At 61.5% G+C, this 20,065-nt stretch carries 21 protein-coding genes; 19 read left to right on the top strand and 2 right to left on the bottom strand.

Going from position 1 to position 20,065, the window contains the following annotated elements:
* Positions 1–21: 21 nt before the first annotated feature.
* Positions 22–1,236, top strand: coding sequence for a serine/threonine-protein kinase (locus tag ACRRNM_RS12140; protein WP_435628454.1), 1,215 nt, complete (start codon positions 22–24; stop codon positions 1,234–1,236).
* A gap of 15 nt (positions 1,237–1,251) precedes the next feature.
* On the top strand, positions 1,252–1,665 hold the full coding sequence (locus ACRRNM_RS12145; RefSeq protein WP_435628455.1) for a protein YgfX: 414 nt from the start codon (positions 1,252–1,254) through the stop codon (positions 1,663–1,665).
* Here ACRRNM_RS12145 and nadB read toward each other — a convergent pair.
* Positions 1,662–3,242, bottom strand: a complete 1,581-nt coding sequence (nadB, locus tag ACRRNM_RS12150) for an L-aspartate oxidase (protein ID WP_435628456.1) — start codon at positions 3,240–3,242, stop codon at positions 1,662–1,664. The two genes, ACRRNM_RS12145 and nadB, sit on opposite strands and share 4 nt — an antisense overlap.
* A gap of 214 nt (positions 3,243–3,456) precedes the next feature.
* Between nadB and rpoE the strand changes: the two genes are divergently transcribed.
* From rpoE to acpS, 12 genes are all read left to right on the top strand, one after another.
* Positions 3,457–4,056, top strand: a complete 600-nt coding sequence (rpoE, locus tag ACRRNM_RS12155) for an RNA polymerase sigma factor RpoE (protein WP_435628457.1) — start codon at positions 3,457–3,459, stop codon at positions 4,054–4,056.
* Between the two features lie 2 nt (positions 4,057–4,058).
* Positions 4,059–4,553 (top strand): sigma-E factor negative regulatory protein, encoded by a 495-nt coding sequence (locus ACRRNM_RS12160; protein ID WP_435628458.1) that lies wholly within the window; start codon positions 4,059–4,061, stop codon positions 4,551–4,553.
* Positions 4,543–5,532 carry a MucB/RseB C-terminal domain-containing protein gene (locus tag ACRRNM_RS12165; RefSeq protein ID WP_435628459.1) on the top strand — a complete coding sequence of 330 codons (990 nt, stop codon included), beginning with the start codon at positions 4,543–4,545 and terminating at the stop codon, positions 5,530–5,532. The genes ACRRNM_RS12160 and ACRRNM_RS12165 overlap by 11 nt, the downstream gene beginning before the upstream one ends.
* Positions 5,533–5,591: 59 nt before the next feature.
* Entirely contained in the window at positions 5,592–6,986 is a 1,395-nt protein-coding gene (locus ACRRNM_RS12170; protein ID WP_435628460.1) for a DegQ family serine endoprotease, read from the top strand.
* Between the two features lie 82 nt (positions 6,987–7,068).
* Positions 7,069–8,859: a translation elongation factor 4 gene (gene lepA, locus ACRRNM_RS12175; RefSeq protein WP_435628461.1), complete on the top strand. Its 1,791-nt coding sequence runs from the start codon at positions 7,069–7,071 to the stop codon at positions 8,857–8,859.
* Positions 8,860–8,867: 8 nt separating this feature from the next.
* A complete protein-coding gene (gene lepB, locus ACRRNM_RS12180) occupies positions 8,868–9,671 on the top strand; it encodes a signal peptidase I (RefSeq protein ID WP_435628462.1) in 804 nt (267 codons plus the stop codon).
* A 34-nt stretch (positions 9,672–9,705) separates the two neighbouring features.
* Complete coding sequence (locus ACRRNM_RS12185; protein WP_435628463.1) at positions 9,706–10,077, top strand: DUF4845 domain-containing protein; 372 nt, start codon at positions 9,706–9,708, stop codon at positions 10,075–10,077.
* Entirely contained in the window at positions 10,067–10,750 is a 684-nt protein-coding gene (gene rnc, locus ACRRNM_RS12190; RefSeq protein WP_435628464.1) for a ribonuclease III, read from the top strand. Before ACRRNM_RS12185 ends, rnc begins: the two co-directional genes overlap by 11 nt.
* Positions 10,747–11,676, top strand: a complete 930-nt coding sequence (gene era, locus ACRRNM_RS12195; RefSeq protein ID WP_435628465.1) for a GTPase Era — start codon at positions 10,747–10,749, stop codon at positions 11,674–11,676. Before rnc ends, era begins: the two co-directional genes overlap by 4 nt.
* Positions 11,673–12,401, top strand: a complete 729-nt coding sequence (gene recO / locus ACRRNM_RS12200) for a DNA repair protein RecO (RefSeq protein WP_435628466.1) — start codon at positions 11,673–11,675, stop codon at positions 12,399–12,401. The genes era and recO overlap by 4 nt, the downstream gene beginning before the upstream one ends.
* Complete coding sequence (gene pdxJ / locus ACRRNM_RS12205; protein ID WP_435628467.1) at positions 12,398–13,114, top strand: pyridoxine 5'-phosphate synthase; 717 nt, start codon at positions 12,398–12,400, stop codon at positions 13,112–13,114. The genes recO and pdxJ overlap by 4 nt, the downstream gene beginning before the upstream one ends.
* Positions 13,111–13,491: a holo-ACP synthase gene (acpS, locus tag ACRRNM_RS12210; RefSeq protein WP_435628468.1), complete on the top strand. Its 381-nt coding sequence runs from the start codon at positions 13,111–13,113 to the stop codon at positions 13,489–13,491. Before pdxJ ends, acpS begins: the two co-directional genes overlap by 4 nt.
* A gap of 76 nt (positions 13,492–13,567) precedes the next feature.
* On the opposite strand, the gene ACRRNM_RS12215 is transcribed toward acpS, so the two are convergent.
* On the bottom strand, positions 13,568–14,110 hold the full coding sequence (locus tag ACRRNM_RS12215) for a hypothetical protein (protein WP_435628469.1): 543 nt from the start codon (positions 14,108–14,110) through the stop codon (positions 13,568–13,570).
* A gap of 212 nt (positions 14,111–14,322) precedes the next feature.
* On the opposite strand from ACRRNM_RS12215, the gene nagZ reads away from it, so the two are divergent.
* Genes nagZ through ACRRNM_RS12240 form a run of 5 tightly spaced genes read left to right on the top strand, consistent with a single transcriptional unit; the run spans position 14,323 to position 19,952 of the window.
* On the top strand, positions 14,323–15,372 hold the full coding sequence (nagZ, locus tag ACRRNM_RS12220) for a beta-N-acetylhexosaminidase (RefSeq protein ID WP_435628470.1): 1,050 nt from the start codon (positions 14,323–14,325) through the stop codon (positions 15,370–15,372).
* A gap of 50 nt (positions 15,373–15,422) precedes the next feature.
* Positions 15,423–16,508 (top strand): cell division protein ZipA C-terminal FtsZ-binding domain-containing protein, encoded by a 1,086-nt coding sequence (locus ACRRNM_RS12225; protein ID WP_435628471.1) that lies wholly within the window; start codon positions 15,423–15,425, stop codon positions 16,506–16,508.
* Positions 16,508–18,544 carry an NAD-dependent DNA ligase LigA gene (gene ligA, locus ACRRNM_RS12230; RefSeq protein ID WP_435628472.1) on the top strand — a complete coding sequence of 679 codons (2,037 nt, stop codon included), beginning with the start codon at positions 16,508–16,510 and terminating at the stop codon, positions 18,542–18,544. The genes ACRRNM_RS12225 and ligA overlap by 1 nt, the downstream gene beginning before the upstream one ends.
* Complete coding sequence (gene galU, locus ACRRNM_RS12235; protein WP_435628473.1) at positions 18,541–19,407, top strand: UTP--glucose-1-phosphate uridylyltransferase GalU; 867 nt, start codon at positions 18,541–18,543, stop codon at positions 19,405–19,407. Before ligA ends, galU begins: the two co-directional genes overlap by 4 nt.
* Positions 19,404–19,952 (top strand): hypoxanthine-guanine phosphoribosyltransferase, encoded by a 549-nt coding sequence (locus tag ACRRNM_RS12240; RefSeq protein ID WP_435628474.1) that lies wholly within the window; start codon positions 19,404–19,406, stop codon positions 19,950–19,952. The genes galU and ACRRNM_RS12240 overlap by 4 nt, the downstream gene beginning before the upstream one ends.
* The last annotated feature ends 113 nt before the right edge of the window (positions 19,953–20,065 follow it).

The following is a 20,065-nucleotide window of genomic DNA, read 5'->3' on the forward strand; positions in this document are numbered from 1 at the left end:
AAATTCATTGGGATGGTTGCCATGATCAGCCAGATAGGGCGCTACGAGGTGCTCGGCGAGCTCGGTCAGGGCGCGATGGGCATCGTCTACAAGGCCAAGGATCCGCTGATCGACCGCGTGGTTGCGATCAAGACGATCAACCTCGGGCTCGCGCTGGACGAGAAGGAAGAATACGAAGGCCGCTTCTACCAGGAAGCCAAGGCGGCCGGGCGGCTCAACCACCCGAACATCGTGACCATTTACGACGTGGGCAAGAGCGGCGACGTGGCTTACATCGCCATGGAATTCCTGCAAGGGCGCGAGTTGCGCGACATCATGAACGACAGCGGGCTGTTGCCGGTCGATCAGGTGCTGGATATCGTCGCACAGGTGGCGCAGGGACTGGCCTATGCGCACGAGCATGACATCGTGCACCGCGACGTCAAGCCTTCGAACATCATGGTGGTGCGCGACGGGCACGTGAAAATTACCGACTTCGGCATTGCGCGCATGGCTTCCTCGGCGGTGCGCACCCAGACCGGCATGGTGCTGGGCTCGCCCAAGTACATGTCGCCGGAGCAGGTGATGGGCAAGGCGATTGACCAGCGTTCGGATATCTTCTCGCTGGGGGTGATGCTCTACGAGATGCTGACCGGGCAAGCGCCGTTCAATGGCGAGAATGTCAACGCCATCATGTACCAGACCCTGAATGCGGTGCCGGCACCGCCTAATACATTGAATCCCGCGGTACCGGAAATGGCCAATTTCATCGTGGCCAAGGCCTTGGCCAAGAAGCTCGCGGATCGCTACCAGAACGCCAAGGATTTTGCCGTCGATTTGCGCGCCTGCCGCGATACCTTGCCTCGTTCCGGTAAAGAGATCGATGTTTCGCCGCACGCCGGTGGCGAGAAGAAATTGCCTGATGTGATCGATATCAGTGCACGCAAGAACATGGATGAAGAAGAGGTAAAGCTGGCGGCGGGTTTGTCGTCGGCCTTCGACTCCGCTGCCGCGACCATGCGGTTGGCCGCGCTGACAGGCAGCAGCGAAGATGTGGACGAATTGGCAAAGACCCTGAAAATCGAGCGCCCGAGCGCGGCGGCAATCAGCCAGGCGGCGCCGTCAGCCAAACCCTCCCGCCCTGTTGCGCGCCCCAGCCCGGTAGAATCGCCCGCCAAATCCGGCGGCAGCAATCTGATGCTGATAGCCGTTGCGATCCTGGTCCTGCTGGGCATCGCCGCAATTCTCATGGCCTGATTTTACGGCCCAAAGATGGCGCTCCAGACTTCGCTGCGCCTTGCCGTGTTGCTGCTGTTATCCCATATGCTGGTCGCCACCGTGGTGTGCCTGACTGCGGTGCCGCCGATAGTCAGGCTGGCGCTGCTCGTGACTATCCTGCTGAGCCTGTTCTACTATCTGGTGCGCGATGCGCTGTTGCTGCTTCCGGGTTCGTGGCGCAAAATTTCGCTCGATCAGGACAGCGTGTCGGTAACCACCCGGGGCGGCTCCACCCTCTCCGGCAAGATCACAGGCGGGACCGCCGTCACTCCCTATTTCGCCGTATTGCGCATCAGGCCGGAGGGCCGTTATTTTCGGGTTTCCCGGACCATCTTCTCGGATATGCTGGGCAAGGATGAATTCCGCGACTTGCGCGTGCGCCTGAGATTTTCCCGGAAGTTGTTTTAAAGATTTTCGGGCGTGAGGATGGTGGGGCGCGGCTCCGCCAGCATGCCCGGATAGTCCTTGCTGAAATGCAGGCCGCGGCTTTCGTGGCGCAGCAGGGCGCTTTGCACGATCAGTTCGGCGTTCATCACCAGGTTGCGCAGCTCCAGCAGGTCCGAGCTGACGTGAAAGTTGGTGTAGTACTCATGGATTTCGTCCTGCAGCAACTGGATGCGGTGCTGCGCGCGCTGCAATCGCTTGTTGGTGCGCACGATACCTACATAGTCCCACATGAAGTGGCGCAATTCCGCCCAGTTGTGCGAGATGACGATCTGCTCGTCCGCATCCGTCACGCGGCTTTCGTCCCATGCGGGCAGGGGCGGCGGCGCCTCGTGCGGTTTGCCCAGGATATCGCGGACCGCGGCATCCGCGAACACCAGGCATTCCAGCAGGGAATTGCTGGCCAGCCGGTTGGCCCCGTGCAGCCCGGTGCAGGCGGTTTCTCCCACCGCATACAGGTTCTCCATATCGGTACGTGCGTTCAGGTCGGTGACGACCCCGCCGCAGGTGTAGTGCGCCGCGGGAACCACCGGGATCGGTTCCTTGCTGATGTTGATGCCCAGGCTGAGGCAGCGCGCGTAGATGGTCGGGAAATGTTCCTGCAGGAATTCGACCGACTGGTGCGAGATATCCAGATAGACGCAATCCAGTCCGCGCTTCTTCATCTCGAAGTCGATCGCACGCGCCACCACGTCGCGCGGGGCGAGTTCGGCGCGCTCATCATGCCAAGGCATGAAACGCGTGCCGTCGGGCAGCTTCAGGATGCCGCCTTCGCCGCGCACCGCCTCGCTGATCAGGAAGGATTTCGCGTGCGGGTGGTACAAACAGGTCGGATGGAACTGGATGAACTCCATGTTGGCCACGCGGCAACCGGCGCGCCAGGCCATCGCGATGCCGTCGCCGGTCGCCGTGTCGGGGTTGGTGGTGTAGAGGTAGACCTTGCCGGTGCCGCCGGTCGCCAGGATGGTGTCCCGGGCGGCGATGGTGACGACCTCGTCGCTCAGGCTGTTCAGGGCGTATGCGCCATAGCAGCGATTGTCCGGCAGGCCGAGTTTCCGGCCGGTGATCAGGTCGACCGACAGGTGGTTTTCCAGCACCGTGATGTTCGGGTGCTTCAGCACACGCGCGGCAAGCGTTTCCTGCACCGCATGGCCGGTTGCATCCGCCGCATGGATGATGCGCCGGCGGCTGTGCCCGCCTTCTCGGGTGAGGTGGTAGCCCGTGCCGCTGGAGCTGTCCCTGGTGAACGGCACGCCCTGATCAATCAGCCAGTCGATGGCGGCCTTGCCGTGCTCGACGACATAGCGCGTGACATCTTCATCGCACAGGCCGGCGCCGGCGGTGAGGGTGTCCTGGATATGCGCATCCAGCGTATCGTCGGCGGACAGCACGGCGGCAATGCCGCCCTGCGCCTGGCCGCTCGCGCCGTCCAGCAGGGATTTCTTGGTAATCAGCCCGACTTTCCGGTGATCGGCCAGCTTGATGGCCAGCGCCAGCCCCGCCAGGCCGCTGCCGATAATCAGTGTGTCAAATCGCAGCAATTGGAATCCCGATTTATTTACCCGGATAGAACTATAGCAGACCGAGGGCAAGGAACGGTTCCGTCCCCTCGGCCGCAATGAATGGGAACTTATTCCCTGTTATCGGGTCGGATTTTGCGCATAATAAAGCGGGCTAACGCGCGCGGGGCGAAGCGGTTATACTTGCCTCCGCAAAAGGCGCGACAGTCACGATAACAACTTGGAAAAGTCAGGGATGGCAGACCGGGAAATCGATCAGCAGTTGGTGGAGCGCGTCCAGCGCGGTGACAAGCATGCCTTTGATTTGCTGGTATCCAAGTACCAGCGCAAGCTCGGGCGGCTCATTTCCCGCTTCGTGCGGGACCCGGCAGAAGCCGAGGATGTCACGCAGGATGCCTTTATCAAGGCGTACCGCGCCCTGCCGGGGTTCCGCGGCGAGAGCGCTTTTTATACCTGGCTGTACCGCATCGGCATCAATACGGCAAAAAATCATCTGCTGGCGAACAAGCGGCGTGCGCCGACCAGCACGCCGTTCGATGCGGAAGAGGCCGAGTCGTTCGAGGAAGGCGGCCTGCTGCATGAGGTCAGTACGCCGGAAAATGAACTCATGAGCAAACAGGTTGTCGATGTCGTGCAGACTTCGTTGCAGCAATTGCCGGAGGATTTGCGCAGCGCGCTGACGCTGCGCGAGATCGAGGGTCTGAGTTATGAGGAAATCGCCAGTGTGATGAATTGCCCGATCGGCACGGTGCGGTCGAGAATCTTCAGGGCGCGCGAGGCGGTGGCAGAGAATCTGCGCCCGCTGTTGGAAACCAGCAAGGGTAAGAGGTGGTAGACATGAAACAGGAAATTTCTGCATTGATGGACGGCGAGTTGTTCGAGGACGAGGCGGAAGATTTGTTCGACCGGATCAAACAGGATTCTGATGCGCACAGGGATTGGGCGGTTTATCATCTGATCGGTGATGTGCTGCGCCAGCCGGAGCATATCCATTGCGACCTGGGTGCGAAGGTGCGCGAGCGCATGCAGGATGAACCCACCGTTCTGGCGCCGCGTAGCCGGGCGGTAAAACAGAAAATGCGTGCGGTTGCGCTGTCGGCGGCGGCCTCGCTGGCGGCAGTCGGAGCGGTGGTCTGGATGTCGTTGCAGATCAGCCCGGAATCCGCGCCGCAGATGGCGATGCAGCAGCCTGCCTTGCGCCCGGTCAGTGCGCAGATTCAGCCCAAGTCCAATGACTATTTGATGGCGCACCAGGAGTTTTCCCCAAGCATCGACATGAATGGCGGCGCCTCCTATATCCGCACCGTTTCCTACAGCAGCGATGAAAAATAACACCGGGGCCGGGACAGCGATGAGGATATGCATTGCGCTTTGCGGACTGCTGCTGGTCGCCGCCAATACCCATGCGGGAGAGCGGGAGGTCAGCCTCGACTGGCTGAAGACCGTCGCTTTCGCAGCCCACCAGACCGACTACAGCGGGGTGTTTGTTTACCAGTATGACAACCGCGTCGAGACTTCGCGCATCACCCATGTCGTCGAACCGGACAGCGAATATGAAAAGCTGGAGAGCCTGGATGGGCCCAGGCGCGAAATCATCCGCCACCACGGGCAGGTCTGGTGTTACATCAGCCACAAGATGGTGCAGGTGGACAGCCAGCAGGGGCGTAGCAGGTTTCCGTCCCTGCTGCCCGAGCAGTTGTCATCGCTGAGTGCGAACTATCAGGCCCGGGAGGCCGGAGTGGAACGGGTGGCCGGGCACAACACCCATGTCATCCTGTTCCAGCCCATGGATAACCTGCGTTACGCGCACAAAATCTGGGCGCACACCGATTCCGGCCTGCTCCTGAAGGCGGCCGTCTTGGGCGATAAAAACAAGGTGATCGAGCAATATACCTTTACCCAATTGCAAATCGGCGGAAACATCGACCGCTCCTGGATCGGCGCACAGGACTCTGCAGGGCGCGGCGTGGGCGTAGCGCCGGAAACCGCCAAGGGGGGCACCGCCATCAATAGCGGCTGGGTGGTGGATGCGCTACCGGCCGGCTTCAGGAAAACGAAGGAGATCCAGCGGCCTATGCGCGGCAAGCATGCCCCCGTGACGCAGATGGTGTTTTCCGACGGATTAAGCGCGATTTCCATCTTCATCGAGCCTAATGATGAAGACGAAGACGACAGGAATGGTTTGACCAGCCGCGGTGCGGTGAATCTGCATCACAAAGTGCTGGATAAGAATTTAATTACCGTGGTCGGCGAAGTTCCGCCACGCACGGTGATGCAGGTGCTCGACTCGGTGCGTTACAACGGTAAATAGCCCGAGGTGCGAAGAGGGGCGATCGGCAGTTTCTGATTTTTTTAATATAAGGAAAATTTATGCTAAAAAAATTGCTTGGTTTTATTGCGCTGGCTGCGGGGATTGCCTTGGGGGCATCGGCATACGCCAAGGAATTGCCGGATTTCACCGATCTGGTGGAAAAGCAGGGGCCGGCGGTGGTCAACATCAGCACCACGCAAATCATCCGCAACGCCCAGGGATTCCACAATATTCCCGAAGGCGATCCTTTCCATGAATTTTTCCGCCGCTTTGCCCCGCAGATGCCGCGTGAGCAGGAGTCGCAATCGCTGGGTTCGGGTTTCATCATCAGCGCAGATGGCTACATCATGACCAACGCGCACGTGGTGGACAGCGCCGAAAAGATCACCGTACGCCTCACCGACAAGCGCGAGTTCCGCGCCAAGGTCATCGGCGCGGACAAACGCACCGATGTGGCCCTGCTGAAGATTGAAGCGACCGGGCTGCCGAAAATTACCGTCGGCGATCCGAATAAACTGAGAGTGGGCGAATGGGTGGTTGCCATCGGCTCGCCGTTCGGCTTTGACAGCAGCGTGACGGCGGGCATTGTCAGCGCCAAAGGGCGCTCCCTGCCGCAGGATAATTTCGTGCCGTTCATCCAGACCGATGTGGCGATCAACCCCGGCAATTCCGGCGGGCCGCTGTTCAACATGAACGGCGAAGTGGTTGGCATCAATTCTCAGATATATACCCGTTCCGGCGGCTCGATGGGCTTGTCCTTCGCCATTCCGATCGACGTGGCGACGCAGGTGACCGAACAATTACGCACCAGCGGCAAGGTGACGCGCGGGCGCATCGGGGTATCGATCCAGGAACTGACGCGCGAACTGGCCGAGTCGTTCGGCCTGAGCAAGCCGGCCGGTGCGCTGATCAGTAGCGTGGAAAAAAACGGTCCGGCGGACAAGGCGGGCATCGAAGCCAGCGACGTGATCCTCAAGTTCGACGGCAAGCCAGTGAACAGCTCCAGTGATTTGCCGCGCATGGTGGCCGCCACCAAACCCGGCAGCAAGGTGACGGTCGAGCTGTGGCGCAAGGGCGCGTCCAAACAGGTCACCGTGGAGGTCGCGGAAATGCCGGAAGACGGCAAGCTGGCGCGCGCCGCGAAGAAGCTCGCCGACGATGTAGCCGAGGCGATCTCGCGCCTGGGCATTGCGGTCAGCGAACTGAGCAAGGAGCAACTGGATGAGTTGCAGATCAACGGCGGGCTGCTGGTGGAAGAGGTCAAGGGCTCGGCCGCGCGTGCCGCCGGGCTGCAGCACGGCGACGTGCTGCTGGCCATCGGCAACATCCCGATCCGCTCGCTGGGCCAGTTCAACGAGATACTCAAGCAGGTTCCCAAGGGGAAAAATGTCGCCTTGCTGGTGCGGCGCGACGATGCCGCCTCGTATGTGGCGATCCGCCTGGACGAGAAATAACACAACCCTGCGTACTCCGCCCGAATCGGCTAGAATTCGCGCTTTGCGAATCAGTCGGTTCAGGCGTTTTATTTAGGCACTCATGCAGTTAATCCGCAATTTCTCCATCATCGCCCATATCGACCACGGCAAGTCCACGCTGGCAGACCGCATCATTCAACTGTGCGGCGGGCTGTCCGACCGCGAAATGGAGGCGCAGGTGCTCGACTCCATGGATCTGGAGCGCGAGCGCGGCATCACCATCAAGGCGCAGACCGCCGCGCTGCAATACCGGGCGCACGACGGGCAGGTGTACAACCTCAATCTGATCGACACGCCGGGGCATGTGGATTTTTCCTACGAAGTATCGCGCTCGCTGTCCGCCTGCGAAGGCGCGCTGCTGGTGGTGGACGCCTCGCAGGGTGTGGAGGCGCAGACCGTGGCAAACTGCTACACCGCGCTGGATCTGGGCGTGGAAGTGGTGCCGGTGCTGAACAAGATCGACCTGCCGTCCGCCAACCCGGACAACGCCATCGAGGAAATCGAGGAAGTGATCGGTATCGATGCACACGATGCGGTGCGTTGCTCGGCCAAGACCGGCGAAGGCGTGCGGGACGTGCTGGAAGCGTTGATTGCCAGGGTGCCTGCGCCGCAAGGCGATCCGGATGCGCCTCTGCAGGCGCTGATCATCGACTCATGGTTCGACAACTACGTCGGCGTGGTGATGCTGGTGCGGGTGGTGAACGGCACGCTCAGGCCCAAGGAAAAAATCCTGCTGATGGCCACTGGTGCGCAGCAACTGACCGAGCACATCGGCGTGTTTACGCCCAAGTCGCAGAACCGCGAAACGCTCACGGCCGGGCAGGTGGGCTTCGTGATTGCCGGCATCAAGGAGCTGAAAGCGGCCAAGGTCGGCGATACCATCACCCATCAGGCCAGGCCTGCACAGCAGCCGCTGCCGGGCTTCAAGGAAATCCAGCCGCAGGTGTTTGCCGGATTGTTCCCGGTGGAATCGAACCAGTACGAAGCGCTACGCGACTCACTGGAAAAGCTCAAGCTGAACGATGCCGCGTTGCGCTACGAGCCGGAGGTATCGCAGGCGCTGGGCTTCGGCTTCCGCTGCGGTTTCCTCGGCCTGCTGCATATGGAAATCGTGCAGGAGCGGCTGGAGCGCGAATTCGACATGGACCTGATCACCACGGCACCGACGGTGATCTACGAAGTGGTGTTGCGCGACGGCACGGTGCTGATGGTGGACAACCCGTCCAAGATGCCCGACCCGTCTAAAATCGAGGAAATCCGTGAGCCGATTGTCACGGTCAACCTGTATATGCCGCAGGAATACGTCGGTTCGGTGATTACGCTGTGCACCCAGAAACGCGGCGTGCAGATCAACATGAGCTATCACGGCAAGCAGGTGATGCTGGTGTATGAAATGCCGATGGCGGAGATCGTGCTCGACTTCTTCGATAAGCTGAAATCGGTGTCGCGCGGTTATGCGTCGATGGATTACGAGTTCAAGGAATACCGCGCGGCGGACGTGGTCAAGGTGGACATGCTGATCAACGGCGACAAGGTGGATGCGCTAGCAGTGATCGTACACCGCGCCAACAGCCAGTACCGCGGACGCGAGGTGGCGGCCAAGATGCGCGAACTGATCCCGCGCCAGATGTATGATGTGGCGATCCAGGCGACCATCGGATCGAACATCATCGCGCGCGAAAACGTCAAGGCGCTGCGCAAGAACGTGCTGGCCAAATGCTACGGTGGTGACATTTCGCGCAAGAAGAAGCTGCTGGAAAAACAGAAGGCTGGCAAGAAGCGCATGAAACAGGTGGGTAGCGTGGAAATTCCGCAGGAGGCGTTCCTGGCGATTCTGCGTGTGGATGAATAGGAAGAATAATGGATTTCGCACTGGTTCTGTTTATATTGCTGCTGGTCACCGGCGGGGTCTGGCTGCTGGATCGCTTTGTGCTGGCGGCAAAGCGCGGCAGCGAAGCCGCCGAACCCTGGTGGATTGAATACGCCAAGAGCTTCTTTCCGGTGATCCTGATCGTATTTTTCATCCGCTCCTTCCTCGTCGAGCCGTTCAAGATACCTTCCGGCTCGATGATACCGACCCTGCAGGTGGGTGACTTCATTCTGGTGAACAAATTCACCTACGGCATCCGCCTGCCCATCGTCAACAAAAAACTGGTGCAGGTCAACGATCCGCAGCGCGGCGACGTGATGGTGTTCCACTATCCGGAAAACCCCTCGCTGGATTACATCAAGCGCGTGGTGGCGCTCCCCGGTGATACGGTCGAGTATCGCAGCAAGCGGCTCTGGATCAACGGCGTCGAGCAAACACAGCGGCCGGACGGCGATTACAATTACGTTGAGACCGGCCTTAATTTTGTGCATACTGAAAAGCGCCTCGAAATGCTGGGCGGGCGCCAGCATGCTGTGCTGGTGAACCCCGAGCTGCCGACGCTGCATCTGGGATCGGTAGCCGAGTTCAAGGGGCGCGAGAATTGCCGCTACGACAACGAGATGGTGCGCTGCAAGGTGCCGGATGGGCATTACTTCATGCTCGGCGATAATCGCGACAACAGCCGCGATAGTCGCTACTGGGGGTTCGTGCCGGACAATCAGATCGTCGGCAAGGCGTTTTTTATCTGGATGAATTTTTCCGATCTGAAGCGGATCGGCCTGTCAATCAACTGAGCCAAAGAGCAACAAGTCAAAGGGGGAGAGCGACATGAACAAGGCAATGCCGGCAAGACAACGTGGGTTGACCTTTTCCGGGTTTATTTTCGGGGCATTCATCCTGGTGCTGGCCAGCATCGGGGGGTTGAAGCTCATCCCGGCCTATATGGAGGAGGCAAAAATCAGCAACCTGTTTACCGTGATCGCCAATGACCCGGAAATGCAGAAGGCCAGCCCGCGCGACATCCGCATGTCCTTTGCAAAGCGCGCCTCGATCGACAACATCACAGTTATCACGCCGGAAGACATCGAAATCAACAGCAGCGGCAGCCGTATGGTGTTGAGCGCCAGCTATGCCGTCAAGATACCGCTGGTCGCCAACGTCAGCCTGTACTTGGAATTCAGCCCGACTGGTGCCAAATAAACAAAGCAGCGCGCTATGCAGGCAACTGGGGCATGTCTTTGCACAGCCCCAGTTGCTGCAGCACGCCTTGACCCACCGCAGCTACGCACCGGAGCATAACGAACGCCTGGAATTCCTGGGCGACAGCGTGCTGGGCTGCGTCATTGCAAAATACCTGTATGACAACTACCCGCAGCTGAGCGAGGGCGAGCTGTCGCGGCTGCGCTCCAACTTGGTCAGGGAAGACACGCTGGCGGTACTTGCGCAGCAACTCGGTCTGGGCAGCCAATTGCGGCTGGGCGAAGGTGAGCGCAAGAGCGGCGGCTTTCGCCGCCCTTCCATCCTGGCGGATGCGATGGAGGCGCTGTTCGGCGCGGTGTTGCTTGACGGCGGTTATACCGCCGCCGAAAAAGCCGTGCTGGGCCTGTATGTGCCTTATCTCGCGAAAGTCGATGTGCAGACGCTGGGCAAGGACGCCAAGACCCTGCTGCAGGAATACCTGCAAGGAAAACGCATTGCTTTGCCAACCTACACCATCCTTGCCACCGGCGGCCAGGCGCACGAGCAATCCTTCGAGGTGGAGTGTGCCATCCCTTCGCTGAAAATCGCCACGCGCGGCGCAGGTGGCAGCCGCCGCAGCGCCGAACAACAGGCGGCGCAGGCCGCCTACCAACAGATAACCAAGACAACATGACCGAACAAGACTCTGCGGGCACCCACGCTACGGATAGCACGCCCGAACCATTCCGCAGCGGCTTCATCGCCATCGTCGGCCGGCCCAATGTGGGCAAGTCCACGCTGCTCAATCACCTGATCGGGCAGAAGATCAGCATCACCTCGCGCAAGGCACAGACCACGCGCCACCGCATCCACGGCATCCTCACCGACGAGCATGCGCAATTCGTGTTCGTCGACACGCCGGGGTTCCAGACCAAGCACCTGAACGCGCTGAACCGCGGCATGAACCGCGTTGTCACCAGCAGCCTGCGCGACGTGCAGGTGGTAGTGTTCGTGCTGGAAGCGCTGCGCTACGACGAGCGCGACCGCGAGGTGCTCAAGCTGCTGCCGGACAACCGCCCCGTCGTGCTGGTCATCAACAAGATCGACGAGGTGGAGGACAAGGGACAATTGTTCTCGTTCGCCGAGCGCGTCGCGCAGGATTTCAAGTTCGCCGACATCGTGCCGGTCAGCGCGAAGCAGGGAGCGAAGCTGGACGAACTGCGCGAGGCCTTGCGCCGCCACCTGCCGCCGGGCGAACTGATCTACGACGCGGACGACGTCACCGACCGCAGCGAGCGCTTTCTCGCGGCGGAGCTGCTGCGCGAAAAAGTGTTCCGCTTCACCGGCGAGGAGCTCCCGTACTCGACCAGCGTGGTGATCGAGCAATTCAAGCTCGAAGGCAAGCTGCGCCGCATCCATGCCGCAATTCTTGTGGACAAGGAGGCGCACAAGGCGATGCTGATCGGCAAGAAGGGCGAGAAGCTCAAGGAGATCGCCACGCAGGCGCGCCTCGACATGGAAAAGCTGTTCGACGGCAAGGTGTACCTCGAGGTGTTCGTCAAGCTGCGCAGCGGCTGGGCAGACGACACGCGCGTGCTGCGCTCACTGGGCTACGAATGACCGCAGCCAGCCGGAACAGGCAGCAGGATGAGCCGGCCTTCGTGCTGCACAGCTACCCGTTTCGCGAGACCAGCCTGATTCTCGACGTGTTCAGCCGCAGCCACGGGCGTTTACCCATCATGGCACGCGGCGCGCGGCGGCCCAAGTCCAGCCTGCGTGGCGTGCTGATGAACTTCCAGCCGCTGCTGCTCTCATGGTTCGGCAAGGGCGAGGTGCGCACCCTGCACGGCGCGGAATGGCAGGGCGGCCAGCCCTACCTGCAGGGCACGGCACTGATGTGCGGCTTCTATCTCAACGAGCTGCTGCTCAACCTGCTGGCGCGCGACGACCCACACGAGCAACTGTTCGACTACTATCGCGCGACGCTGTACCGTCTCGCGCACGAAAGCGACCATGCCGCGACGCTGCGCTGTTTCGAGAAGCACCTGCTGCAGGAACTCGGCTATGCGTTGCAACTGACCCATGAAGCGCGCACCGGCGAACCGATAGTCCCGGAAGTCTGCTATCGTTATATTGTTGAGCGCGGCCCGGTGCCGGACGAAGGCGAGTCCGAGGCGGGCCTGCCGATCGCGGGCAAGACGCTGCTCGATATCGCGGTCGACGATTACGTCGATGCGGTTACGGTACAGCAGAGCAAGCAACTGATGCGCATGCTGCTGAACCACTATCTCGGCGGCAAGGCATTGCATACGCGCGAACTCATCAAGGACCTACAGAAACTATGAAACTTGGACTGAACATCGACCATGTCGCCACCCTGCGCCAGGCGCGCGGGTCGCGCTATCCCAACGTGGTACGTGCCGCGCTGATCTGCGAGGAAGCCGGCGCCGACGCGATCACGCTGCACCTGCGCGAAGATCGCCGCCATATCCAGGATGCAGACGTGGAAATTCTGCGCAGCATGCTGCAAACGCGCATGAACCTCGAGTGCGCGGTCACCGAAGAGATGATCGCGAATGCGCTGCGCATCAAGCCGCACGATCTGTGTCTGGTCCCGGAGCGCCGCGAGGAACTGACCACCGAAGGCGGGCTGGACGTGGTGCGCTACTTCGACGCGGTTAAGGCGGCCTGCGAGCGCTGCGCCGCGGCTGGCATCCGCGTGTCGCTGTTCATCGATCCCGACGGAAAGCAGATCGACGCCGCGCGGCGCATCGGTGCGCCGGTGGTCGAGCTGCACACCGGCCAGTACGCCGAGGCTGACAGCGTGCCGGAGCGCGAACATGAGCTGGAGCGCATCCGCGCCGCGGTAGCGCACGCCCATGCACAGGGCCTGCAGGTGAACGCCGGGCACGGCCTGCACTACCACAACGTGCAGCCTATCGTCGCGATCCCCCATATCGCCGAGCTCAACATCGGCCACGCGATCGTCTCCGAAGCGCTGTTTATCGGGCTGGATGCGGCGGTGCGCAAGATGAAGGCGCTGCTCGCTCAAGCATGATATTTGGCATCGGCACCGACATCGTCGAAATTTCCCGCATCGAGGCGATCTGGGCGCGCTACGGCGAGCGCTTCGCAGGGCGCATTTTGAGCGAGAGCGAACTGGCGGAGCTGCGCGGGCAGGCCGCTCCCGCGAGATTCCTCGCCAAGCGCTTCGCCGCCAAGGAGGCGTTTGCCAAGGCGGCTGGCAGCGGCATGCGCCCTCCCGTGAGCTTTCATCGTATCGGCGTCACGCACGACGGCCTCGGTAAGCCGGTGTTGCAGTTCGACGAGACCTTGCGCGCTTATCTGGCCCAGTTGGGTGTCAACAGGCACCATGTTTCGATCAGCGACGAGAGGGGGATGGTGGTGACGTTTGTGGTGCTGGAGAGCGTGTAGCCGGTCGGGTTACGGCCTGCGGCCTGACCCGACCTGCAACTACGCCTTATAGGGTTGCGCCGCGAGCCTTACGCAGTTAAGGATGGCCTAAAATTTCTTTTTGCTGAGCTAAATACACTTCATTGCTGATTAGGCCAGAATCATGGAGTTTTTTAGCTTCCTTAAGTTTTTCTTCTTTTGTTTGAATGGTTGCTGCCGCAGTCTTGGAAGATGAATCTTGTCGAGATTCGTTGCTGGAAATTGCAGGCGATTCTTTTTCCATTACGATAGTAATATCTGCAGGGTAGGCGTACATAGCGCCAGTTATCATGTCAGTAATGCCAAAATCAAGCATCACTCCTGTAACGCCGGCTGTTGTTGCGCCGCTAACTATCCTAGTCGTTTTTTGTGGGTAACCTGGGGCCGAGCACTGGACTATTATGTCGTCCTTGTCTTTGTGAACCAAGATGGTATTTGAACTCGAACTTACGGAGCCTAACTCACCATCACCCGTCCGGCTCAAAATGCATTTTGCTTCTTTGGGCTCAAGCTTAAAAGATAAGGTCTGCGAGGTACCTTGGGTTACAGATGCACAGCCTGTCAGGCCAATAATAAAAACGGGCAAAAGAATAATACGCATGCAAATTTCCTCTCCAATTGGAATGAATGTGAATAAATAGGGATCATCCTTTTCCCTCCTGACTACGATTGCAGTGTCCTACCATATCTAGCAATAAACAATATGCCGAGCGGCATATACACTTTTCTCTGGAGTTATGGTAAGTGGCGCTGCTTTCTAGTGAATCCCCCGTATAATCCGCCACATTTTGAATTGACCGAGTGGGAGCAGATATGGGCTTAGGGCCGGTGATGCTGGATGTGGCGGGCAAGGCGCTGGCGGCGGAGGACGAGGCGCGGCTCAGGCATCCGCTGGTCGGCGGGGTGATCCTGTTTGCGCGCAACTACGAGTCGCCGGGGCAGTTGGCCGAGCTGACCGCGGCGATCCACGCGCTGCGCACGCCGCCGCTGCTGATTGCGGTCGATCACGAGGGCGGGCGGGTGCAGCGCTTCCGCGAGGGTTTCACGAAGATTCCCGCGATGCGCGAGCTTGGCAAAATCTGGGATGCGCATCCGCAGCGCGCGCGGCACCTCGCGCAGCAGGCGGGCTATGTGCTCGCGGCGGAGTTGCGCGCGTGCGGCGTGGACTTCAGCTTCACGCCGGTGCTGGACGTGGATTACGGGCAGAGCAGCGTGATCGGCGATCGCGCCTTCCACAGCGACCCGCAGGCGATTGCCGAGCTGGCGCACAGCCTGCTGCTTGGCCTCAAGCACGGCGGCATGCACACGGTCGGCAAGCATTTCCCCGGCCACGGTTACGTGCAGGCCGACTCGCATCTGGAGATTCCGGTGGACGAGCGCGAGTTCGTCGATATCGAGATGTGCGACTTGGTGCCGTTCCGGCGCATGGTGGATTACGGCCTGAGCGCGGTGATGCCCGCGCATGTCATCTATCCCAGGGTGGACAGCCGTCCGGCGGGGTTTTCGCCGATCTGGCTCAAGCATGTGCTGCGCGGCCTGCTCGGTTTCGAGGGTGTCATCTTCAGTGACGACCTCTCCATGGAGGGCGCGACGGTCGCGGGCGGCATCGTGCAGCGCGCCGAGGCCGCGCTGAACGCGGGTTGCGACATGGTGCTGGTATGCAACAAGCCGGAATCGGCGGACGAGCTGCTGCAGGGGCTGCGCTGGGAGATGTCCGCCGTCAGCCGTGCGCGCCTCGCGCAGATGCGCGGCCGCGCGCATCCCGAATCGCTGGCGCAGCTGCACGAGCAGCATGCCTTCCTCAAGGCGCTCGACGAGGTCGCAGCCATCGGCATAGGCAACGCGGAACTGCCGCTGGCGTGATGCCGCCCCGCTTGAGATAATTCCCCGCATGACTTTCTGGTGGATAGAGCATGAGTGAATTACAGGCAGCCCTGCTGGCTATCGGCGCCGGCGTGATCGTCGCGGTGTATGTCTTCGGCTGGTGGCAGCAGCGCAAGTACCGGCGCAAGTTCGGCGCGGCATTCAAGGCGAGCCATGCGGACGCACTGTATCAGGAAAGCGCCGCCAGACCTGTGGAGCATATTCTGGAACCATTGGCCGGAGAGGCGCCGGTCGATGTGGCCGAAGAGGCCGCTCCTGCCGCAGAGATACCTGCCGCCACGCTGCTGGACGGCTCATGCGCCCTGCTGGAGGTGCGCAGCGATTTCATCATCGAATTGCACCTGGCCGAGCCCGGCCCGGCCACTGTGCTGCACGGGCTGTGGCAGCGCAAGTTCGATTTCGGCAAGCCGGTGCAGGTGTGCGGGCTGACCCTGACCAGCCGATGGGAACGCGCTATCGCCGAGAGCCAGACCCTGTATTCGCGCTTTCGCATCGCGCTGCAGCTGGCGGATCGCGGCGGCGCGATCAGTGCGGCGAAGCTCGCGGATTTTCGCGACCTGGTGCTCGGCGTCGCCAAGCAGATCAAGGCCGATACGGCCGTTCCGGATGTCGACGAGACGCACCACCGTGCGGTCGAACTGGATGTGTTCTGCGCCGACGTGGACCAGATGGTCGGGATCAACCTCGTGCCGCCCGGCGAGCGTATGCTGCCCGGCGCGAGGATCGCGCAGGCCGCCGCGCTGCACGGCATGACGCTGGAAGCGGACGGCGCCTTCCATCTGCTGGACGCGCAGGGGCATAGCGCGTTCAGCCTGACCAGCCAGGACAGCAAACAGTTCCAGCACCACATGCTGGAGACCTTCGCCACGCCGGGGCTGACGCTGCTGCTCGACGTACCGCGCGTGAGGAATCCGACCGTGCAATTCGACGAAATGGTGCGCGTCGCACACGAACTCGCGAGGGAGTTGCAGGCCAACCTGGTGGACGATCACCGCGTGGTGCTGAGCGACAACGGGCTGGCGCGCATCCGCGCGCAGATCGCCGCGGTCGAGGCGAAGATGGTCGAGAACGGCATCGCGCCGGGCAGCGGGCAGGCGCGCCGGCTTTTCACCTGATGGATGTCGCTGCACGCATCGCCCAATTGCGCGCCGAGGTCGAGCGGCACAATCACGCCTACTACGTGCTCGATGCGCCGATTATTCCCGATGCGGAATACGACCGGCTGTTCCGCGAACTGCAAACCTTCGAAGCACAGTACCCCGGACTTCTTACTCCCGATTCGCCGACGCGCCGCGTCGGCGGCAAGCCGCTCGATGCGTTCGCGCCGGTGAAGCACGCCGTGCCGATGCTCTCAATTCGCACCGAGACCGACATCAGCGATGCGGGCGCAATCGCTTTCGATGCACGGGTGCGCAAGGAACTCGGGCTGGGTGAGAACGATGCGCCGGTCGAATATTCCTGCGAACTGAAATTCGACGGCCTCGCGATCAATCTGCGCTACGAGCGCGGCGTGCTGGTGCAGGCCGCGACGCGCGGCGACGGCGAGACCGGCGAGGACGTCACGCAGAACGTGCGCACCATCCACTGTATCCCTCTGCATCTCAAGGGTTGCGAGGCCGAGGTGCTGGAAGTGCGCGGCGAGGTGTACATGAGTCGCCGCGATTTCGAGCGCTACAACGAGAAGCAGCGCGCGCAGGGGCTGACTACGCTGGTGAATCCGCGCAACGGCGCGGCGGGCAGCATCCGCCAGCTCGACCCGGCGCTCGCCGCGAAGCGTCCGCTGTCATTCTTCGCCTACGGCCTCGGCGAGGCACAAGGCTGGGCGCTGCCTGCGACGCATGGCGCGGTGCTCGATGCGCTCGCGAGGATGGGCGTGCCGGTCAGCGATGAACGCGCGGTGGTGTATGGTGCAAAGGGCTTGGTGGACTTTCATCAACGCGTCGCGGCCAAGCGCGACAACCTGCCGTTCGATATCGACGGCGTGGTGTACAAGGTCAACCGCCTCGCGCTGCAGGCCGAACTCGGCTTCGTCTCGCGCGAGCCGCGCTGGGCCTGCGCGCACAAGTATCCTGCCGAGGAACAGATGACCGTAGTGCGCGACATCGACATCCAGGTCGGGCGCACCGGCAAGCTCACGCCGGTCGCCAAGCTGGAGCCGGTGTTCGTCGGCGGCACGACGGTTTCCAATGCGACGCTGCACAACGAGGATGAGACGCGGCGCAAGGACGTGCGCATCGGCGATACGGTGATCGTGCGCCGTGCGGGCGATGTGATCCCGGAGGTGGTGGGCGTGGTCATCGACCAGCGCCCGGCAAATGCCGGTGAACCATTTGATTTGTTCAAGCGCCTGCACGGCAAATGCCCGGTATGCGGCAGCCGCATCGCGCGTGAGGAGGGTGAAGCCGACTGGCACTGCACGGGCGGCCTGTTCTGCCCGGCGCAGCGCAAGCGGGCGTTGCTGCATTTCGCGGGGCGCGGCGCGATGGACATCGAAGGGCTTGGCTACAAGCTGGTCGATCAGTTGGTGGACAGGGGGATCGTGAACACGCCTGCCGATATCTACAAGCTGGGCATGAACGCCGTCGCCAACCTGGAGCGCATGGGCGAGAAGTCTGCACTCAACCTGCTCGATGCTATCGAGCAGAGCAAGCGCACCACGCTGGCGCGCTTCATCTACGCGCTCGGCATTCTCAATGTCGGTGAGGCGACGGCAAAAGACCTGGCGCAGCACTTCGGCTCGTTGGATAATCTGCTCGCCGTCGATGCGGATGGCCTGCAGCAGGTACGTGATGTCGGGCCGGTGGTCGCGCAGAGTATCGTGGATTTTCTGGCGGAGGCGCACAACCGTGAAGTCATCGCGCAGTTGCGCGCCAGCGGTTTGCACTGGCCGGAGCATGAGCGGCGCAAGATGGCGGAGTTGCCCTTCAGCGGCAAGACCTTCGTACTGACCGGCACGCTGGGCAGCATGGCGCGCGACGAGGCCAAGGAAAAACTCGAGGCGCTCGGCGCGAAGGTGGCGGGCTCGGTGTCGAAGAAGACCGATTACGTGGTGGCGGGTGCTGAGGCGGGCGGCAAGCTGGACAAGGCGCGCGAGCTGGGGGTGGCGGTGCTGGATGAGCCGCAGTTTTTGGCGTTATTGGAGAGCACATGAAAAAAATTACCAAGGCGGTGTTCCCCGTCGCCGGCATGGGCAGCCGTTTCCTGCCGGCCACCAAGGCCAGCCCCAAGGAGATGATGCCTATCGTGGACAAGCCGCTGATCCAGTATGCGGTGGAGGAGGCGGTGGCGGCGGGCATCACCGACATGGTGTTCATCACCGGGCGCAACAAGCGCGCGATCGAGGACCATTTCGACAAGGCCTACGAGCTGGAGGCAGAGCTGGAGATGCGCGGCAAGGAGGAGCTGCTGCGCCTGGTGCGCGAGGTGATACCCGCACACATCAACTGCATTTATATCCGCCAGGCCGAGGCGTTGGGTTTGGGGCACGCGGTGCTGTGCGCGCAACCGGTGGTGCAGGACGAGCCGTTTGCGGTGATTCTCGCGGACGACCTGATCGACGGCGACACGCCCATCGTCAGCCAGATGGTGGAGGTGTTCGGGCAGCATCAGTGTTCCATCCTCGGGGTGCAGGACGTGCCGCGCGAGCAGACCCGAAGCTACGGCATCGTCGCGGCCACTCCGCTGGGGCCGGACATCGAAGAGGTGCACTCCATCGTCGAAAAACCCAAACCGGAAGACGCCCCTTCGACGCTGGCCGTAGTGGGGCGCTACATCCTCACGCCGCGCATCTTCCATCACCTGCAACAAGTGCAGGCCGGGGCGGGCGGGGAGATCCAGCTCACCGACGGCATCGCCGCGCTGATGCGCGAAGAGAAGATGCTTGCCTACCGCTTCAAGGGTATCCGCTACGACTGCGGCTCGAAGCTCGGCTATCTGCAGGCGACCGTGGCATTGGGATTGAGGCATCCGGAAGTGCGCGACGAATTTGCAGCTTATCTGGACAGTTTGAAATGACCATCCCGGCTCAGCGCGCCCGCGACATCCTGCAACAGGCCGAATTGCTGTATCCGGCTGAGCAGGTGCAGGCGGCGCTGCACCGGGTTGCGCGGCAGATCAATGCCGCGCTGGCGGAGACGCATCCGCTGGTGCTGTCGGTGATGGGCGGTGCGGTGGTGTTTACCGGGCAGCTGCTGCCGCTGCTCGATTTTCCGCTGGATTTCGATTACGTGCATGCGTCGCGCTACGGCGATGCGACGCAGGGCGGAAAAATATGCTGGAAAGTCGAGCCGTGCGAGAGGGTGCGCGGCCGCACGGTGCTGGTGCTGGACGACATTCTCGATGAAGGCCATACTCTGGATGCGCTGCGCCGGCGCGTGATGGAGCTGGGCGTGGGCAAGTTCTACAGCGCGGTGCTCGCCGACAAGCGGCATGGCAGGGACAAGCCGATCCATGCCGATTTTGTGGGGATAGAGGTGCCGGACAGTTTCGTGTTCGGCTACGGCATGGATATCGAAGGGGCATGGCGCAACCTGCCCGCCATTTATGCAGTGAAGGAGTAAGAGAATGAAAACCTCAAAAAATCGTAGCGAGCGGTTCGAGAGCAAGGCGCGCGGCGCGCAGCGACAGAGACATACCGAGTGGGTAGGCGACGAGCGAGCACCGTGCAACGCCG

Origin of the sequence: Ferrigenium straubiae, assembly GCF_051257895.1 — a bacterium.
Lineage (GTDB): Bacteria > Pseudomonadota > Gammaproteobacteria > Burkholderiales > Gallionellaceae > Gallionella > Gallionella straubiae.

Coding starts and splice junctions, on each gene's coding strand:
- pdxJ (WP_435628467.1), top strand. CDS start 12,398: ATGAAACTTGGACTGAACATCGACCATGTCGCCACCCTGCGCCAGGCG.
- lepA (WP_435628461.1), top strand. CDS start 7,069: ATGCAGTTAATCCGCAATTTCTCCATCATCGCCCATATCGACCACGGC.
- ligA (WP_435628472.1), top strand. CDS start 16,508: ATGGATGTCGCTGCACGCATCGCCCAATTGCGCGCCGAGGTCGAGCGG.
- recO (WP_435628466.1), top strand. CDS start 11,673: ATGACCGCAGCCAGCCGGAACAGGCAGCAGGATGAGCCGGCCTTCGTG.
- lepB (WP_435628462.1), top strand. CDS start 8,868: ATGGATTTCGCACTGGTTCTGTTTATATTGCTGCTGGTCACCGGCGGG.
- ACRRNM_RS12165 (WP_435628459.1), top strand. CDS start 4,543: ATGAAAAATAACACCGGGGCCGGGACAGCGATGAGGATATGCATTGCG.
- ACRRNM_RS12240 (WP_435628474.1), top strand. CDS start 19,404: ATGACCATCCCGGCTCAGCGCGCCCGCGACATCCTGCAACAGGCCGAA.
- ACRRNM_RS12145 (WP_435628455.1), top strand. CDS start 1,252: ATGGCGCTCCAGACTTCGCTGCGCCTTGCCGTGTTGCTGCTGTTATCC.
- ACRRNM_RS12170 (WP_435628460.1), top strand. CDS start 5,592: ATGCTAAAAAAATTGCTTGGTTTTATTGCGCTGGCTGCGGGGATTGCC.
- ACRRNM_RS12215 (WP_435628469.1), bottom strand. CDS start 14,110: ATGCGTATTATTCTTTTGCCCGTTTTTATTATTGGCCTGACAGGCTGT.
- rpoE (WP_435628457.1), top strand. CDS start 3,457: ATGGCAGACCGGGAAATCGATCAGCAGTTGGTGGAGCGCGTCCAGCGC.
- ACRRNM_RS12160 (WP_435628458.1), top strand. CDS start 4,059: ATGAAACAGGAAATTTCTGCATTGATGGACGGCGAGTTGTTCGAGGAC.
- ACRRNM_RS12225 (WP_435628471.1), top strand. CDS start 15,423: ATGAGTGAATTACAGGCAGCCCTGCTGGCTATCGGCGCCGGCGTGATC.
- era (WP_435628465.1), top strand. CDS start 10,747: ATGACCGAACAAGACTCTGCGGGCACCCACGCTACGGATAGCACGCCC.
- ACRRNM_RS12185 (WP_435628463.1), top strand. CDS start 9,706: ATGAACAAGGCAATGCCGGCAAGACAACGTGGGTTGACCTTTTCCGGG.
- ACRRNM_RS12140 (WP_435628454.1), top strand. CDS start 22: ATGATCAGCCAGATAGGGCGCTACGAGGTGCTCGGCGAGCTCGGTCAG.
- acpS (WP_435628468.1), top strand. CDS start 13,111: ATGATATTTGGCATCGGCACCGACATCGTCGAAATTTCCCGCATCGAG.
- galU (WP_435628473.1), top strand. CDS start 18,541: ATGAAAAAAATTACCAAGGCGGTGTTCCCCGTCGCCGGCATGGGCAGC.
- nagZ (WP_435628470.1), top strand. CDS start 14,323: ATGGGCTTAGGGCCGGTGATGCTGGATGTGGCGGGCAAGGCGCTGGCG.